Genomic DNA, 16,989 nt, shown 5'->3' on the forward strand with positions numbered 1-16,989 from the left:
CTTGGATGCACGCATGGCTCGCCTTGCTGGCACCGTTTGCGCTGCAAAGGTTTGTTCGGATTGCGTACTTTTCAGGAGTCGTGTTTTGAAAGTCTTGAAACTGTCAGCCCAGGGCTTGCCCCAATCGTGGATTTCGCTTGAACAAGCGGTCATTCATTACGCCGCCCAAGATGTGCGCTGGGAAATGGGTGGCCAGGTGGCGGTGTTTCATGGCGGTCACAACGCCCGCACGGGCCAGCAGTCGATCATCACCATCTCGAGCATCATCGGCACCAAGGGCGTGCCCAACATCAACCCGTTCGAACTCAAACCCGGCCTGACCAACAGCAAACTGTTTGCCCGCGACCGCAACCTGTGCGCCTACTGTGGCGATTTGTTTGACGAGCATGACCTGACGCGCGAACACATCATTCCTTTTGCCCAAAACGGCATCGACAACTGGATGAACGTGGTCACGGCATGCCGCCCCTGCAACCACCGCAAAAGCCATCGCACGCCCGAGCAGGCCCATATGCCGCTGCGCTACACGCCTTACGTGCCCAGTCTGTGGGAAGACTTTATCTTGCGCAATCGCCGCATTCTGGCGGATCAAATGGAATTCTTGATGGCGCACGTGCCCAAGTCATCACGTTTGGCGGCCTGATACTTTTGTGCAGGTTGGTTTCAGGGAGTAAAAATGATGAATCAGCGATTGATCTGGCGCATGACGCCCTTGTGTGTGCTGCTGGGCAGTGTCTTTGCCACGAGCGCCTGGTCGGCCAGCGCGGCACCTGCGGCGGCTCAAGTGGTCGGCACCGCCGCGCAGCCCGCGCTCATGCACGCCAAACTTTGGCCAGCGGGCCTGGACCCCAAACCCTATCTGGTGAGTGAGAAGCTCGACGGCGTGCGCGCTGTTTGGGATGGCCACAACTTGCGGTTTCGCAGCGGGCTGCCCATTGCCGCGCCCGGCTGGTTTACCGCCGGGCTGCCCAAAACACCGCTGGACGGCGAGTTGTGGCTGGGCCGGGGCCGCTTTGACGAACTCTCTGGCACGGTGCGCAAAAAAGTGCCCGTGGAGGCCGAGTGGCGCCAACTGCGCTACATGATTTTTGACTTGCCCGGTGCCGTGGGCTCGTTTGCAGAACGCACGGCGCGCATCACCGCAATACTGGCGCAGGCACGCCAGCCCTGGCTGCAAGCGGTGGCGCAAACACAGGTCAGCCATGCTGACAGCCTGCAGGCCTTGCTGAATCAAACGGTCAAGGAAGGCGGCGAAGGCCTGGTGCTGCACCGCGCCAACGCCCTGTGGTCACCTGGGCGCAGCGATGCCCTGCTCAAACTCAAACCCATGCCCGATGAAGAGGCGCGGGTGGTGGCGCATCTGCCGGGCAAGGGCAAGCATGCCGGGCGCATGGGTGCCCTGTTGCTGGTCATGCCCGACGGCCAGCAGTTTGCCCTGGGCACGGGGTTCAGCGACGCCGAGCGCGCCGACCCGCCCCCGGTGGGCGCCACCGTGACCTACCGTTACCGCAGCCGCACGCCCAACGGGCTGCCCCGGTTTGCCTCGTTCATGCGGGTGCAGCCACAATAACAGGCATGAGCAAAGCCTTTACCAAAGAATCCGACAACGAGGACGAAGACGACGATAGCCGTCTGCCGCCATTGCCTCCCGGTGGCAAAAACTACATCACGCCCCAAGGCTTCGCCACCCTGCGCCACGAACTCAAAACGCTGATTGACGTGACCCGTCCCAAGATGGTGGAGGCAGTGCATTGGGCGGCCAGCAATGGCGACCGCTCGGAAAACGCGGACTACCACTATGGCAAAAAGCGCCTGCGAGAAATTGACCGGCGCATCCGTTTTCTGATCAAGCGTCTTGAAATTGCCGAAGTGGCCGATCCGTCGCTGCACTTTGGCACGACCCGAATATTCTTTGGTGCCACCGTGACCTATGTGGATGCGCAGGGCGAGCAGCGCACCGTGAAGATCATGGGCATTGACGAGGCCAATAGCGCGCAAGGTGAGGTCAGCTGGATCTCGCCGATTGCACGCACGCTGCTCAAGGCCGAGGAGGGTGATGTGCTCAAGCTGGTCATGCCGGACCGGGTGGACGAGATCGAGGTCATCAAGGTGTGCTACCCGCGCCCCTGAGACGATGGCTTGCTGTACGACAGCCGGTCAGCCAGGCACCGCCATCAGCGTCGAGACACTCAACGGCGTTGTGATGCTGTGCGGGTTTGCCAAGAGCGCCACTGAGAAAGTGGCTGCCGAGAGCATTGCACGCAAAGTCAATGGCGTGAAGTCCGTCAGGAACGAGATCGTCATCCAGCCTTGAACGGCAGGACCCCGGCGCGGTGTGCGCTTGGTAGGCGATAGGGACTTTTACCTAGGGCCATGCCCCTTTGTTCTGATTTTCAATTCTGAGCGCAAAGCTTAATCTTGCTCCGTCATCAAAAAACGGAGCTTTGCATGAGTGCTCATCCAGATTTTTCCCGGCGCGCCTTTTTCGCGGCCTTGCCGGCAGTCACCGCGGGTCTGGCCGTCCCGGCCATGGCTGCAGAAGTAGCCGGGCCGCATTGGTCGATGTTGGTGGACACCCGGCGTTGCATCGCCTGCCAGGCCTGTACCATGGCCTGCGCCATGGAAAACGCCTCCCCAGATGGGCAGTTTCGCACGGTGGTGGCGACCTACGCGGTGACTGGCCAGGACGGCAAAACCGGCCTCTCCGTGCTGCCGCGTTTGTGCAACCACTGCGACGAGCCGCCCTGTATTCCCGTGTGTCCGGTGGGCGCCACCTTCAAACGGGAAGACGGCATTGTGCTGGTGGACGGCGACCGCTGCGTGGGCTGTGCCTACTGCGTCCAGGCTTGCCCGTACGACGCGCGCTTCATCAATCACGACACCGGCAAGGCCGACAAGTGCACCTTCTGCAGCCACCGGCTCGAAGCCGGACTGCTACCCGCTTGCGTCGAAACCTGTGTGGGCGGCGCCCGCATATTTGGCGACATCAATGATCCGAACAGCGAGATCAGCCAGCGCTTGAAGGCGGCGCAGGGGCAGATTCAGGTGCTGAAACCCGAAGCCAAAACCTCCCCCAGGGTTTTTTACATTGGTCTTGACGACCACCTGAAGGGGCGTGTGGACGGCACTTCTGCCGCCGACATGATGTGGCGTCCGAGCCAACAAGGAGCATCAACATGAACACGACGATTGAAATTCTGGGTTTTGCGCGGGAACCGGCCTGGTTACCGTGGGCCGTTACCTATTTCTTTTTGATCGGCATTTCCACCAGTGCCTTCTTCCTGTCCTTGCCGGGGCTTGCCTGGCACCATCCCGACTGGCGCCATGTGTCACGGCGGGCGTTGCTGGTGGCGCTGGTCTGCGGCTTGGCCGGCCCGGTCGCCTTGCTGGCCGACCTGCACCAGCCAGGACGATTCCTCAATTTCTACCTGCACCCGAATTTGGGCTCGTGGATGGCCTGGGGGTCCTTCTTTATTCCGCTGTACCTGTCCGGACTGTTCCTTTACACCTGGCTCTGTTTGCGTCCTCAACTGGCCGCATTGGGCAAATCCGACGACAAGTTTGCGGGGGTCTATCGCATGCTGGCCTTGGGCGGCCATGACAACCCGGGCGCCATCAAGGCGGCGGCGCTTCTGGGCGGCATCGGCGCTGCGCTGATCCTGCTCTACACCGGCATGGAGGTGATGGTGGTGCAGGCCCGCCCAATGTGGCACAGCCCGGTGCTGCCACTGCTCTTTTTGGTCACTGCGCTGAGCGGCGGCTTGGGCATGACGGGCCTGTTTGAAGCGTTGAACGGCAACAATAAGGCTGCGCCTTTGCTCAATCGCTGGCTGGTGCGCAGTCAGTGGGCGACCCTGCTGTTACTGCTGGTCTGGTTGCTGGCTGGTGCTTCCGGTTTATCGAGTGCAGCAGCCGAAGCGCTGGCCGCGATGCAGGGCGAGTTCAGCTGGTGGGTCACTGGCGCCTGGCTGATTGGCAGCACCCTGCTGACGCTGTGGCTCGCCAGCTCCCGTCGTCATACGCTGATCCTGCCGGCGCTGTTCGCCCTGCAGGGCGCCTGGACGGTGCGCTGGGTTGTCCTGATGACCAGCCAGAGCCTGCCCAAGATGGGCGCCACCACCCACGACTATTTCCTGACCCTGACGCCCGATGGCCTGCTTGGCATCGTCGGCATGGTCGGTCTGTGTCTCACCATTTACATTGTTCTGACCAGCCTCATCCCTTGCGACGATCTGGCGCAAGACCGCGGAGTTCAATCATGAAAATCAGCAAACGTCGTCAAGTTCTCGCACTCGGTGGTCTGGCCGCCTTTGCCGTCGGGTATTCCGAAACCGCGGGTCGCGTGATCGGCAAGCTCCTCGGCAAGGATGCCCCCAAGCACAAAACAGCGGGAGATGCCCCGGCACCCGAGTTCCGCGTGGATCGCCAGGGTCATCTGGACATCAATCCAGCGCAGCAGGTCAGCTACACGACTTGCCTGGGTTGCACCACGATGTGCGGCGTGCGCGTGCGCATCGACCGCGCTTCAGGCAAGGTGCTGCGGGTCGCGGGTAACCCCTACAGCCCGCTGTCCACCGATCCGCACCTGCCGATGAAGGCCAGCGTGCGTGAGAGTTTTCTTGCTATCTCTGCCCACAACGGCAAGGGCTTGGCGGGGCGCTCCACGGCTTGCGGACGCGGCAACGCGGTGGCCCAGCAAATCGACTCGCCGTACCGCGTCCTGACGCCGCTCAAGCGCGTCGGTGCGCGTAACAGCGGTCAATGGGAACCAATCGCCTTTGATCAACTGGTCAAGGAGCTGGTCGAAGGCGGCGACCTGTTCGGCGAAGGGCATGTCGACGGACTGGCTGCGCTGCGCGATCTGAAAACGCCCATCGACAGCACCCAACCGGCGCTCGGGCCCCGGGTCAACCAGGTGGCGGTACTCTCCAGTGTCAAGGATGGTCGTGATGGCTTTGCACGTCGATTCTTCCAGCAGTCCTACGGCACCCTCAACTTTGTTGGCCATGGTTCCTATTGCGGCGGCTCCTACCGTTCGGGTTCGGGTGCCCTGTTTGGCAACATGAAGGCCATGCCACATTGCAAGCCCGATTTTTCCAATGCCGAGTTTGTGCTCTTTGTCGGCACGGCACCCGGGCAGGCCGGCAACCCGTTCAAGCGCCAGGGCACCCTGATCGCCAAAGCGCGCACCGAGGGCAAGCTGTCCTACGTCGTGGTCGATCCGGTGCTGACCCACGCCGACAACCGCGCCAGTGGTGATCGTGGCCGCTGGTTGCCTATTCGTCCCGGCACCGATGGTGCGATGGCCATGGCCATCATCCGCTGGCTGTTCGAGAATGAACGCATCGACAGCCGTTTCCTGAGTTTTGCGAACGCCAAGCTGGCCAAGGCAAATGGCGAACCCTCGTTCTCCAACGCCACCCATCTGGTCGTCGTGCAGCCGAAACATCCACGCGAGCGGCGCTTCCTGCGCGCCTCCGACCTGGGCGTCGAATTGCCTGAAGAACAGCGCTACAAAGAGGGCGATGTCTTCGTTTGCCTGGATGATGCGGGCATGCCGGTGTTCAGTGACCAGGCCAAAGGTCCAGCCCCCTTGTTTGTTGACACTGTGCTGACGGTCGGCGGCCAGGAGATTCGGGTCAAGTCCTCGCTGCAACTGCTGCGTGAAGAAGCCATGCGCCTGGAGCTTGACACCTACGCCAAGGCCTGTGGCATCCCGGCCGAGACCCTGGCGGCCCTGGCCCAGGAGCTGGCCTCGCACGGCAAACGCGCCTCGGTCATTGCCCACGGCGGCATGATGAGCGGTAGCGGCTTCTACAACGCCTATGCGCTGATGAGCATCAATGCGCTGCTGGGCAACATCAACTGGAAGGGTGGCTTCGTCGCCAACGGCGGCGGCTTCAAGGACAGCGGCGAGGGGCCGCGCTACAACCTGGCAACCTTTGCCGGCATGGTCAAGCCTTCCGGAACGCCGCTAGGGCGCAATGTGCCCTATGAAAAAACCGCCGAATTTGCCACCAGGAAAGCGGACAACAAACCCTATCCGGCGACCGCGCCGTGGTTTCCGAACGCGCCCGGCCTCACCACCGAACTGCTGCCTGGCGGCATCAGTGGCTACCCCTATGCGCTGAAGGCGCTGGTGCTCTGGTCGTCCAATCCGCTGTACGGCGTCACCGGCCTGCGCAACAAGATTGCCAAGGACCTGGCCGATCCGAAGAAGCTGCCACTGATCATCTCGGTGGACCCTTTCATCAACGAGAGCAATGCCTACGCCGACTACATCATTCCCGATTCGCTGATGTACGAAAGCTGGGGCTGGGTGGCGGCCTGGAACGGTGTGCCGACGAAGGCGATGGGCGCGCGCTGGCCGGTCATCGAGCCCCGGGCCGCGAAGACGCCCGAGGGCCGCGCCATCGGCATGGAGACCTTCTTCATCGCGCTGGCCAAGGCCATGCAGCTGCCCGGCTTTGGTGAAGGGGCCCTCAGCGATCCGGACGGCGCCACTTATGCGTTGAATGGGCCCGAGGACTGGTACCTGCGCGGTGGCGCCAACATTGCCTGGCTGGGCAAGGCGCCGGTGGCCGATGCGACCGACGACGACATCCGCCTCAGCGGTGTCGATCGCATTCGCCCGCTGCTGGAAAAAACCCTGAAGCCGGAAGAGGTGGCCAAGGTGGCTTTCTTGTTGACCCGGGGTGGACGCTACCAGCCGGGCAAGGATGCCTATGACGAGGAAAACCCGGAGTGGATGCGCAACCCGATGAAGGCCATGTCCCATGTGTGGAATGAGAACGTGGGCACCTCAAGGAACAGCCTGACCGGCAAACGCTACAGCGGATGCGCTACCTGGGTCGAGCCCGCGTTTGCCGACGGCACGCCGGTGCGCAAGCTCTATCCGGTGGACAAGTGGCCCCTGCAACTGGTCAGCTACAAGTCGGCGTTGCAAAACCCGTACTCGATTGGCGCTACCCGCCTGCTCGGCCTGCATCCGGAAAACCCTGTGCTGATCCATCCGGACGATGCCGCTCGCCTGCATGTGAAGATGGGTGATTTGACGCTGATCACGACGCCCTCGGGCAGCCTCAAGGCGCGGGTCATGGTGCATGCCGGTATCACGCCGGGGGTGGCGGCATTCGAGCACGGCTTCGGCCATCGGGAGCTGGGGGCACGGGCGCATCGCATTGGCAGTGCGCGCCAGCCGCAGGACCGGCGCCTGGCTGCCGGGGTCAACCTCAACGAGATTGGTTTGATCGACCCGACGCGTCCCGACAAATCGCCCTGGGTCGATTCGGTCTCGGGTGGCGCGGTGCGTAACGGCTTGCCGGCGACCCTGCGCCGGGCCTGAGGCTGGCGCTTGGCGCTAATCCAGCGCCGCCGGATCGGCCCGCAGCATCAGGCGGGCCAGTTCGGCGGCGGATGAGATGGCAGCCTTTTCCATGATGTGCTGGCGGTGGATGTGCACCGTCTTTTCGCTGATGCCCAGGCGGACAGCAATCAGCTTGTTCGGTTGGCCGAGTGCGATCAGGCGGGCGGCTTCCCTTTCCCGAGGCGAGAGCGCAGCCAGCACAGCCAAGGCGGCATCGCGCCGCTGTGTTTCGTCCAGCGCCTCAGCACTGCGCCGGATGGCTGCGGCCACGGTATCAAGCAGCATCTGGTCCTTGAATGGTTTCTCGATGAAATCGCTGGCGCCTGACTTCATGGCCTGCACCGCCATCGACACATCGGCGTGGCCCGTCATGAACAGGATCGGCAGCAGCACACCACGCTCGCGCAGCACCTGTTGCAGTTCCAGGCCACTCATGGCTGGCATGCGGATGTCAAGCAGCAGGCAGGACGGCTGGGTGGGCGGCGCGGCAAGGTCGAGAAATTCTTCAGCCGAGGCATAGAGCTTGACGCTCCAGCCCACTGAATCGAGCAGGAACCGCAAGGAGTGGCGCAGACCCGCATCATCGTCCACCACGTGGACGAGGCAATCTTCAGGTGGGTAGGTCATGGCAGCGGAGTGAAAAGGAAAAACGCATGCCCGGACCATCGGCATTGGGCTCGGCCCACAGCCGACCGCCATGAGCTTCAATGATGGTTTTGCAAATAGGTAACCCAAGGCCCAGCCCATCCGGCTTGGTGGTGAAAAATGGTTCAAACAGGCGGGCCAATTGTGTCGGTTCGAGACCGCAACCCTGGTCAATGACGTGGAGATGAACCCAGTTGTCAACGGCTTCAATTATCACCTGAACACGGTGCCGCTCGGGCGCGAGGTTGCGCCCGGCATCCAGGGCATTTTTGATCAGATTCAGCAGGACCTGCTGAATTTGCGGGCCATCCGCCAGCACCCGGCAGTGCTCGGGTAGCCGATTGTCGATGTGGATGGTGGGCGGATGGGCCAGCATGCCAATGAACAGGTGCCGCGCTTCCTTGGCAATGAGCGCCAGATCAACCGGAGCGCGCACGGCGCCCCGTTTTTTGGCGAAATGGCGAATGCGCTGCACGATGCCACCCGCCCGCTCGGCTTCGCTCACGATCTGGGTGCAGGCTTCGTTGATGGCCTCCGGCGTCAGGCGGCCGCTGTCCTGGCGGCGCAGCACGGTGCGGGCGTAGGTGCCAATGGTGGTCAATGGCTGGTTCAATTCGTGCGCCAGGTTGCCCGACAGTTCGCCCAGCACTGACAATCTTGAGAGATGCTCCATCTGCTCCTGGCTTTCACGCATGCGCGACTCGGCCTGTTCCCTGGCCTGGAGGGACTCACGCAATTGGGCGGTTCGACGGTGCACCAATTGTTCGACCCGGATGGTGTGGGTGATCCAGGCCACCAGGGCCACCAGTGTACCCAGCAGCCAGGGCCAGAAACGACGCGCCAGCCCTTCTGGCGTGATTTCCCGCAAGTAGGCGTACGGGCCAACGCGCAGTTCCCGATACAAGTCGTGTACCGGTTGATAGTCTGCCGGAACAGTCCACCCCATGCCGTCTGCTGCTTGCGTCATGGACAGCAGGGCGTGGGCGACACGCTTGGCCAGCACCGGGTCGGTCTGCCGGGTGACAGACAGGGGCCAGTCCGGGAAAAGGGGGGTCGACAGCGCACACGGAAACTGCTTTTCCTGGCGCTGCGACAAAACCCGGAAGTCAGCGGGCTGAAGCTGTGCCTCGCGCACCATTTGTTCCGGCACACAGGCGCGCACGATGCCGGCATCGACTTTGCCCTGTAGCACGGCCTCGACCACCCGGCTCATCGGCAAGCCAATAAATAAAATTTCCTTGAGATCCGTCTCCGGATCGACGCCACTGTGCAGCATGGCCTGGGCAGCCAGCAGGTAGCCACCAAAAGCGTCCGGTGCAATGGCCGCCACCCTTTTTCCGGTCAGATCAGTGAGCTCTTTTAAATCCGTGCGATCACTGCGCGCCAGCACGACCGAGCCCAGCGCCCTGGCGGCAGACACCCCCACAGATTCCAGCGTGGCGATGCGGCTGAGGCCGAATTCGGCCTCCATGGTGATGTAGTGTACCGGGTTGGTGATCGCCAGATCAATACGCTCCCCAGCGATGGCCTGGCGCAAGCTTTCGGCATCATGGTTTTCCAGCCGGAAATGGTGTTCTGGTAGCGCCCGGTTCAGGTAGCTGATGAGCGGATTCCAGTCGGACGTCGATGCGCGTTCCCCTTGGTAGGCAAAGACGCCTATCGCCACTTCCTTCCCCAAGGCCTGCGATGCACTGAAACACAAGAGTGCGAGCAAGCCGACCAACAAACTTGTTCGCAGGGTCTTTTTGTGGCCGACGTTATCCATGGGGTCAGTATAGATAACTGGTCGGTGTCGATGGGCTGAAACGGGGCTGAGTCAAGAAAGAGCGCGTGACCCAGCCTTGAGGCTGCCGTGTAGACTGATTGACCGCTCCAGCCCCGCAGGTTTCGACTTGATCTGCGGCAATAATTCACGTCAAGCTCATTCAAGCGCCGGGCTTGCATCTTCGCGTCGCCAAAGGAAACAAGGGTCCATGCCATGACAGATCAATACATTGAATTCACCACCGACAAGCAATTTGTCCAGCGCGTGCGTGAACTCAAAACCATCGAGGTAATGATCAACATGTATTGCGCCGCCCACCATCACGGCAACCCGCGGTGCGCTGACTGCGTGGACTTGTTTGACTACGCGCAGCGCCGACTGCAGCGCTGTGTGTTTGGTGACGCCAAGCCAAATTGTGCCAAATGCGTCGTGCACTGCTACACCAGGGACATGCGCGAAAAGATCAGGATTGTGATGCGCTGGGCTGGGCCACGGATGCTGCTACGACACCCAATTCTTGGCATCCGGCATCTTTTGGCCGACCGCAAGCCAGTGCCAATGTTGCCAAAGAAGCGTGTCACTGAGACGCTTGACGAAAAGGGAAACAAACCCTGACAGCTTGTTTTTCCTTGGATTGACTGGTGGGAACTGAGAGGTTCGATGGTTGGACCGTCTATGACAACCTGACCAAGCTCGGCTACCGTCATGATCCTTTGGCCATCCAAGGCGACCAATCGAAGACCGAAACCCACCTGCCGATGATTTACATAGTTTTCGGAAATCTGGATGCTTGGTTGCTGGGAACTCACCACGGAGTCAGCCCGAAGCACTTGCAGGCATACCTGAACGAATTTGTATTCAGATTCAACCGCCGATTCTGGCCGATGGTGGTGTTTGATAGCGTTTTGAAAATCGCAGCACAGGCAAAAGCACCAACATATCGAAATCTGTACGATGGCGTGGATCCAGGCCACCCAGTCCACGGCCAGCCTGTATCAACCGGATAGGCATGCTTTAACCCATGTTTTTCTTTAAGGGGTCAAACGGTGACATTGCAGTTTGCACCAGTGGCGTTCGCAAGTCTGGCAATAATGCCATCAGGGCGTTGCCGTGCCTGGGGAAATGGTGAGGGCTTCAAGGTCGTTTACTGCAATGGCAGGAGCACTACTCACGGCAAAGTTGCCTTTATTTTTATGTGCCCACGGAGCTTATTGGGTTTTGGCCAGTTCGGCCACGGCCTCGCGCACGGCGGCTTTGTCGCCGGCGCCGGCAAACTTGCTGTACTTGCCAAGAATAGCCACCATCTGGCCGTAGATGCGCGGGTTGGCCGCCATGCATTCTTGTTGCTCCAAAAAGTTGGAGTCGCCAGAGAAATTGCCGACCAGGCCACCGGCCTCGGTGATCAGCAGCGAGCCCGCGGCCACGTCCCAGGGTTGCAGGCCGAGCTCGAAAAAGCCGTCGGTGAAGCCGGCCGCCACATAGGCCAGGTCGAGCGCGGCGGCGCCCGGGCGGCGCAGGCCGGCAGTGCGCGCCATCATGTCGCCCATCAGGCGCAGGTAGGTGTTGATGTCGTCCTCCTGGCGGTACGGGAAGCCGGTGGAGATCAGACATTCTTGCAAGCGGGTGCGTTTGGCCACGCGGATACGGCGGTTGTTGAGGTAGGCGCCGCGGCCCTTGGTGGCGGTGAACAGGTCGTTGCGGCTGGGGTCGTAAATGACGGCTTGTTCGACCTTGCCCCGCACGGCCAGCGCGATGCTGACGCAGTAAATGGGCAGGCCGTGGATGAAGTTGGTGGTGCCGTCGAGTGGGTCGATGATCCAGATAAACTCGGAGTCTTGCGCGCCATGCACGCGGCCTGATTCTTCGGCCCAGATGGCGTGGCCGGGGTAGGCGGTGAGCAGGGTTTCAATGATGATTTCTTCGGAGGCCTGGTCCACCTCGGTAACAAAGTCGTTGACCTTTTTTTCCGAGACACGGACCGATTCGACGTCGAGCGCGGCGCGGTTGATGATGGCGCCGGCAGCGCGGGCGGCTTTCACGGCCACATTGACCATGGGGTGCAGGTTGGAAGGATTCATATCGATTTTTGTAAGACGGACGGCGCAAGCCTGAGTCTGAGTAAGGGATGAGCTGGTGCGATTCCCGGCGATGCGGGCGGCGACAATAGCGCTATTTTAACGGCCAGTGCCCGGACAATCTTATGCAGACGCGCTTTATCCTGATCAACACCAGCCACGCTGGCAATGTGGGCGCCGCCGCGCGCGCCATGAAAACCATGGGGTTTGACGACCTGGTGCTGGTGGCCCCACGCTGGGCCAATGTGCTCAAGCGCGAAGAAACCATCCAGCGTGCCAGTGGCGCTTTGGATGTGCTCAAGAATGCCCGTATTGTCGGCACGCTCGACGAGGCGCTGGACGGCATGACGCACTTGTGCGCCACCGCCATGACGCCGCGCGACTTCGGCCCACCCACGGTGACGCCGCGGGCGCACTTTGCGGCGCTGCTGGGCACAGCCTCATGGCGCAACGCAGGGCAGGCCGCTGCTGCCGAGAGCTCGCAACAGGCGGGCACGCCGCAAACCGGCATGGCATTTTTGTTTGGCTCCGAGCGTTTTGGCATGGCCAACGACGACGTTTACCGCTGCCACGCCTGCCTGAGCATTCCGAGCAACCCCAAGTTTGGCTCGCTTAATCTGGCGGCGGCACTGCAGGTGATTGCCTACGATTGGCGCGAGGCGCTGGGCGGCTACCGGGTGCAGGCCGCCACAGCTGAGCCGGTGCTGGCCGATGCGGCGCAGGTGGCTGGCATGCTGGCGCACCTGGAGCAGGGGCTCACCCATATTGGTTTCCTGGACCCGCAGTCGCCCAAAAAGCTCATGCCACGCCTGAACCAGCTGTTCAATCGCGCGGCAGTGACGCAGGAAGAAATCCATATCTTGCGGGGTATTGCAAAGATGATGATGAAGCCGCAGTGAGGTGAGCGGCGCCCTGTGGGAGCGGCGCCCTGTGGGAGCGGCGCCCTCGCCGCGATTGAACCCCGACAGCCATCGGCCCGAGGGCGGGCCTCCCACAAAAACACCAACAACTATCGGCCCGAGGCCCTAGCGAATAAACTCAGCGCATGTTTTCACGACTCAAATCCGACGTTCAATGCATTCTGGAGCGCGACCCCGCAGCGCGCAGCGCCTGGGAGGTGCTGACCTGTTACCCCGGCGTGCACGCGGTGTTGTTGCACCGGCTGGCGCATGCCTGCTGGACGCATGAGCTTAAATGGCTCGGGCGGTTTATCTCGCAGCTGGCGCGATTTTTGACCGGTATCGAGATCCACCCCGGCGCCAAAATTGGCGAGCGCGTGTTTTTTGACCATGCCATGGGCGTGGTGGTGGGCGAGACCGCTGAAATTGGCGACGATTGCACCATTTACCAGGGGGTGACGCTGGGCGGCACCTCGCTGTACAAGGGCATCAAACGCCACCCCACGTTGGGCCGGGGCGTGGTGGTGGGCGCCGGGGCGCAGGTGCTGGGCGGTTTTGCCGTGGGCGATGGCGCCAAGGTGGGCTCCAACGCGGTGGTGACCAAGCCGGTGCCAGCGGGTGCCACGGCGGTGGGCAACCCGGCGCGCATCATCCAGGCCGAGCTTGATGTCAGGCGTGAGGAGGTGGCCTCCAAAATGGGTTTCTCGGCTTACGGCGTGACGCAAAACGACGACCCGCTGAGCCAGGCCATGCGTGGCCTGATCGACAGCGCCGCCACCCAGGAGCACCAGATCGCCATGATCTGGAAAGCCATCGAACAGCTCAATTGCCCGCGTCAGGTGGCCTCGATCGTGCCGGTGGATGCTGCGCGGCAGGAGCATTTCGAGGCCGACAAACTCAACCAGCTGGTGGGGAAGTAGCGGTCTTGACACCGAGGCGCTGCTGCAGCAGCGCGCTGCTGGTGGTGTATTGCAGCACCCCAGAGGCTTGCGGGTTCAGATAGGCGGCAGCCGCAAACGCGGCCAGCGTGGCTTCGTGAAAACCGCAGACGATGAGCTTCTTTTTGCCGGGGTAGCTGTTGATATCGCCCACAGCGTAAATGCCGGCTTCGCTGGTAGCAAAGGTGGCCGGGTCCACGCTGAGCTGTTTGCGCGCCATGGCCAGGCCCCACTGGGCCACCGGCCCGAGCTTGGGGCTGATGCCCTGATTCACCAGCAAGGCATCCAGCACCACATTCAGGGTTTGGTCTGCCGGTGTTGTGATTGCCACGGCCGTGAGCCGTTCTCCCTGGGTTTCGATGCCGGTGATTTGTCCGGTAATGAATGTGATGCGGCCACTGGCGCGTAATTGGGCCAGTCTCTCCAGGGCTTCGGGGCTGGCCTGCAGCACATCGCGCCGGTGCACCAGGGTCACACCGGTGACCTGATATGTGCCTTCGGCCAGTGCAATGGCGTTGTTCACCGCGCTTTCTTCACCGCCGACCACCACCACTTGCATGCCTTTGAAGCGTTCGGCTGGATTCAGGCGGTAAAACAGTTGGCTGCCGGCAAACGCGGCCAAACCATCCACCTTGAGCTCTTTGGGCACAAAGGCGCCCACCCCGGCGGCGACGAACAAGGTGCGGGTTAAAAATTGCTGTGTCGATGTGCCGACAAGCCAGCGGCCACCGGTCTGGCGGCTGAGTTGGCTGACCTGCTGGCTGAAATGAAATGCGGGGTTGAAGGGCGCTACTTGTTCGAGTAGCCGCTGGGTCAGGTCGCGGCCGGTGCTGTAAGGCAGGCCGGGAATGTCGTACAGGGGCTTGTCCGGGTAGAGCTCGATACACTGGCCGCCAGCCTGGTCCTGCACATCGACCACCTGCGCATGAATGCCTTGCAGGCCGAGCTGAAACACCTGAAACAAGCCCACCGGCCCGGCCCCGATGACCAGGGCGTCGGTATGGATGGGAGTGGGGTCAGACTGCATGGATTGGCGCGCTGCGCTTTCCATGAACAGCCCCGTCATTGCGAGCGAAGCGCGGCAATCCATGACTTCCGGACTGCATGGATCGCCACGGCCTGCGGCCTCGCGATGACGGAGTTTCTGTTCAAGGTCCGTTTGCGGTATTGGGCCGGATACGGGGGGCTCGCCGTGACCCATATCCAGGTGCCCGGCATTCATGACGACAGGTTCAGCGGATCAACTCGGACAGCTTGCCGGTTTTGTCTTTCCACTCTTCGGCTTCGGGCAGCGGAGCCTTGCGTTTGGTGATGCTTTTCCAGGTGGGCAGCTTGGCCAGCTCGGCGTTGAGCTTGGTCATGTGGCGCTGGTCTTTGGGCACGTCTTCTTCGGCGTAAATGGCGTTGACCGGGCATTCTGGAATGCAGACCGCGCAGTCGATGCACTCATCGGGGTCGATGGTCAAAAAATTGGGACCTTCGCGAAAACAGTCCACGGGGCAGACATCGACGCAATCGGTGTACTTGCATTTGATACAGGCTTCAGTGACGGTGTGGGTCATTTTAAAATTTCTTCGGTTGAAAGCAATGGTGATGATTTTAAGGGCTCTGGTTCAAGGCTTTGGAGCATAGTGGCATTGCCGCTTTAAAGCCTTGATGTGTGTCAATTGACTAGGGCCGCCCCTGCGGTTCTGTGGCTGGCAGTGTCGATCAGCACCAGGGCGTCCAGCACGCGCGATGTGCTGAACGGCCGCACGGCCAGCGGTTCTTGCAGCAGCAGTTCGATATGGCCGATGCTGTTGGCGGGCAGCGCGCTGGCGTCTTCTTCGGCCAGTGTGTTGATGTCGAGCCGGTGCACCACGCGCTTGAAGCGTGCCTTGACCCAGCGGTGGCCGAGCAGCGCCCAGTAGGTGCGCCCGGCGACCAGCGGCTCGTCGTCCATCCAGGCCACCGTGACGGCGAGTTCACGGCTGGCGGGCGATGCGTCAATGGCCAGCAGCCAGTCGCCGCGCGACACGTCCACTTCGCGGTTGAGCACAATGCCGACGCTGTGACCGGCAGGCACGTTGCGCGGCGCTCGCGTGTGGCCCAGCACCTGCGCCAACGCGGCCCCAGAACACCCGGCGACCTTGCGTGGTGTCGGCGCTGGCGGAAAATTTTTCGAGCCATTGCACCGGGAATGCCAGCGGCAGTTGTGTATCGGCCGTCGTCACCGGCAGTAGCTCCAGGATGTCGAGCAGGCTTGGGCCGGTGTAGCCGTCGTCGGTTGACTCAACCACGTTGTGGCCTTTGAGTGCCGAGATTGGCGCCTGAAATGGGCCGAAACCCGGTCCAGCTCGGCCTGGGGAATGGCGTGTGCAGCGCCGTCATGCGCCAGGATGCTGGCGAACTCGGCCTCGACCTCATCGACAAAACGCTGGCCTTCGGCCTTGACCAGAAACTTGATGCGTGCCTTGTACAGATTGTCGCGGCGGCCCAAGCGGTTATAGACGCGCACCACGGCCTCCAAATAATTGAGGATCTGGTTCCAGGGCAAAAACTCGCGCAGCGTGCCGACAATCACCGGGGTGCGGCCCATGCCGCCGCCCACCAGCACCTTGAAGCCGACCTGGCCGGCAGCGTTGCGGCGCAGGTGCAGGCCCACGTCGTGCCAGGCAGTGGCGGCGCGGTCTTCCTGGGCGCCACTGATGGCGATCTTGAACTTGCGCGGCAGGAAGGCAAACTCGGGGTGCAGCGTGCTCCACTGGCGCATGATTTCGGCGTAGGGGCGCGGGTTGATGAGTTCGTCAGGAGCAATGCCGGCCAACGCGTCGCTGGTGATGTTGCGGATGCAATTGCCGCTGGTCTGGATGCCGTGCATGTCTGCCGTGGCCAGCAGGTCCATCACGTCGGCACTTTTTTCAAGGGGAATCCAGTTGAACTGCACGTTCTGGCGCGTGCTGAAGTGGCCGTAACCCACCGGCAGGTGCGCTGTGCCGAATTCGGCCTGGGTCTGGCTGGCGTGCTGGTAAACGGCGGTGCTGGGCTGGTCAAAGTCGGTGTATTGGTACATGGTTCAGTCCGGGTTAACAAATATGGCGTTCATGTGAAAGCTTATCGTCATTGCGAAGACAGTGCGGCAATCCATGGCCCCGGACTGCATGGACTGCCGCGCTACGCTCGCAGTGACAAAGTCTCTGTTCAAGGTCCGTGTGCGGTATCGGGCAGGATACGGGGGGCTCGCAGTGAGGTCTTTCCATGAACAGCCCCGTCATTGCGAACGCAGTGACGCAATCCATGACCCCGGACTGCATGGACTGCC

At 61.8% G+C, this 16,989-nt stretch carries 15 protein-coding genes and 3 pseudogenes; 11 read left to right on the top strand and 7 right to left on the bottom strand.

Features of this window, described 5'->3' with window-relative positions:
- Positions 1 to 85: 85 nt before the first annotated feature.
- From IBX54_RS01375 to IBX54_RS01405, 7 genes and pseudogenes are all read left to right on the top strand, one after another.
- A complete protein-coding gene (locus tag IBX54_RS01375) occupies positions 86 to 643 on the top strand; it encodes an HNH endonuclease (protein ID WP_296540866.1) in 558 nt (185 codons plus the stop codon).
- Between the two features lie 33 nt (positions 644 to 676).
- Positions 677 to 1,570 carry a DNA ligase gene (locus tag IBX54_RS01380; RefSeq protein WP_296540867.1) on the top strand — a complete coding sequence of 298 codons (894 nt, stop codon included), beginning with the start codon at positions 677 to 679 and terminating at the stop codon, positions 1,568 to 1,570.
- Positions 1,571 to 1,575: 5 nt separating this feature from the next.
- Positions 1,576 to 2,130 carry a transcription elongation factor GreB gene (greB, locus tag IBX54_RS01385; protein WP_296540868.1) on the top strand — a complete coding sequence of 185 codons (555 nt, stop codon included), beginning with the start codon at positions 1,576 to 1,578 and terminating at the stop codon, positions 2,128 to 2,130.
- Positions 2,131 to 2,167: 37 nt separating this feature from the next.
- Positions 2,168 to 2,314, top strand: a pseudogene (locus tag IBX54_RS01390) (BON domain-containing protein); the annotation flags it as partial.
- A gap of 134 nt (positions 2,315 to 2,448) precedes the next feature.
- Positions 2,449 to 3,180, top strand: coding sequence for a sulfate reduction electron transfer complex DsrMKJOP subunit DsrO (dsrO, locus tag IBX54_RS01395; RefSeq protein ID WP_296540869.1), 732 nt, complete (start codon positions 2,449 to 2,451; stop codon positions 3,178 to 3,180).
- Complete coding sequence (gene nrfD / locus IBX54_RS01400) at positions 3,177 to 4,262, top strand: NrfD/PsrC family molybdoenzyme membrane anchor subunit (protein WP_296540870.1); 1,086 nt, start codon at positions 3,177 to 3,179, stop codon at positions 4,260 to 4,262. Before dsrO ends, nrfD begins: the two co-directional genes overlap by 4 nt.
- Positions 4,259 to 7,345 (top strand): molybdopterin dinucleotide binding domain-containing protein, encoded by a 3,087-nt coding sequence (locus tag IBX54_RS01405; RefSeq protein WP_296540871.1) that lies wholly within the window; start codon positions 4,259 to 4,261, stop codon positions 7,343 to 7,345. Before nrfD ends, IBX54_RS01405 begins: the two co-directional genes overlap by 4 nt.
- A gap of 15 nt (positions 7,346 to 7,360) precedes the next feature.
- On the opposite strand, the gene IBX54_RS01410 is transcribed toward IBX54_RS01405, so the two are convergent.
- Complete coding sequence (locus IBX54_RS01410) at positions 7,361 to 7,993, bottom strand: response regulator (protein ID WP_296540872.1); 633 nt, start codon at positions 7,991 to 7,993, stop codon at positions 7,361 to 7,363.
- A complete protein-coding gene (locus tag IBX54_RS01415; protein WP_296540873.1) occupies positions 7,977 to 9,776 on the bottom strand; it encodes a sensor histidine kinase in 1,800 nt (599 codons plus the stop codon). Before IBX54_RS01415 ends, IBX54_RS01410 begins: the two co-directional genes overlap by 17 nt.
- Positions 9,777 to 9,989: 213 nt before the next feature.
- Between IBX54_RS01415 and IBX54_RS01420 the strand changes: the two genes are divergently transcribed.
- Both IBX54_RS01420 and IBX54_RS01425 read left to right on the top strand, forming a co-directional pair.
- Positions 9,990 to 10,391 carry a nitrous oxide-stimulated promoter family protein gene (locus IBX54_RS01420; RefSeq protein ID WP_296540874.1) on the top strand — a complete coding sequence of 134 codons (402 nt, stop codon included), beginning with the start codon at positions 9,990 to 9,992 and terminating at the stop codon, positions 10,389 to 10,391.
- A 23-nt stretch (positions 10,392 to 10,414) separates the two neighbouring features.
- Positions 10,415 to 10,783 carry a transposase gene (locus IBX54_RS01425; RefSeq protein WP_296540881.1) on the top strand — a complete coding sequence of 123 codons (369 nt, stop codon included), beginning with the start codon at positions 10,415 to 10,417 and terminating at the stop codon, positions 10,781 to 10,783.
- 201 nt (positions 10,784 to 10,984) lie between these two features.
- Here the strand turns inward: IBX54_RS01425 and IBX54_RS01430 are convergent, their stop codons facing one another.
- Positions 10,985 to 11,854, bottom strand: a complete 870-nt coding sequence (locus IBX54_RS01430) for an inositol monophosphatase family protein (protein ID WP_296540875.1) — start codon at positions 11,852 to 11,854, stop codon at positions 10,985 to 10,987.
- 122 nt (positions 11,855 to 11,976) lie between these two features.
- Here IBX54_RS01430 and IBX54_RS01435 point away from each other — a divergent pair, with 122 nt between their 5' ends.
- The gene (locus IBX54_RS01435) at positions 11,977 to 12,750 is read left to right on the top strand and encodes an RNA methyltransferase (protein ID WP_296540876.1); all 774 of its coding nucleotides are present in this window, start codon (positions 11,977 to 11,979) and stop codon (positions 12,748 to 12,750) included.
- A gap of 146 nt (positions 12,751 to 12,896) precedes the next feature.
- Entirely contained in the window at positions 12,897 to 13,670 is a 774-nt protein-coding gene (cysE, locus tag IBX54_RS01440) for a serine O-acetyltransferase (RefSeq protein ID WP_296540877.1), read from the top strand.
- Here the strand turns inward: cysE and IBX54_RS01445 are convergent.
- The 4 genes and pseudogenes from IBX54_RS01445 to IBX54_RS01460 all read right to left on the bottom strand — a co-directional run.
- The gene (locus tag IBX54_RS01445) at positions 13,648 to 14,715 is read right to left on the bottom strand and encodes an NAD(P)/FAD-dependent oxidoreductase (RefSeq protein WP_296540878.1); all 1,068 of its coding nucleotides are present in this window, start codon (positions 14,713 to 14,715) and stop codon (positions 13,648 to 13,650) included. The two genes, cysE and IBX54_RS01445, sit on opposite strands and share 23 nt — an antisense overlap.
- 205 nt (positions 14,716 to 14,920) lie before the next feature.
- Entirely contained in the window at positions 14,921 to 15,250 is a 330-nt protein-coding gene (gene fdxA / locus IBX54_RS01450) for a ferredoxin FdxA (protein ID WP_296540879.1), read from the bottom strand.
- Between the two features lie 101 nt (positions 15,251 to 15,351).
- A pseudogene (locus tag IBX54_RS01455) lies at positions 15,352 to 15,994 on the bottom strand (sulfate adenylyltransferase); the annotation flags it as partial.
- 5 nt (positions 15,995 to 15,999) lie between these two features.
- A pseudogene (locus IBX54_RS01460) lies at positions 16,000 to 16,725 on the bottom strand (nitrite reductase); the annotation flags it as partial.
- Between the last annotated feature and the right edge of the window lie 264 nt (positions 16,726 to 16,989).

This window comes from Rhodoferax sp. (genome assembly GCF_014859475.1).
Lineage (GTDB): Bacteria > Pseudomonadota > Gammaproteobacteria > Burkholderiales > Burkholderiaceae_C > Rhodoferax.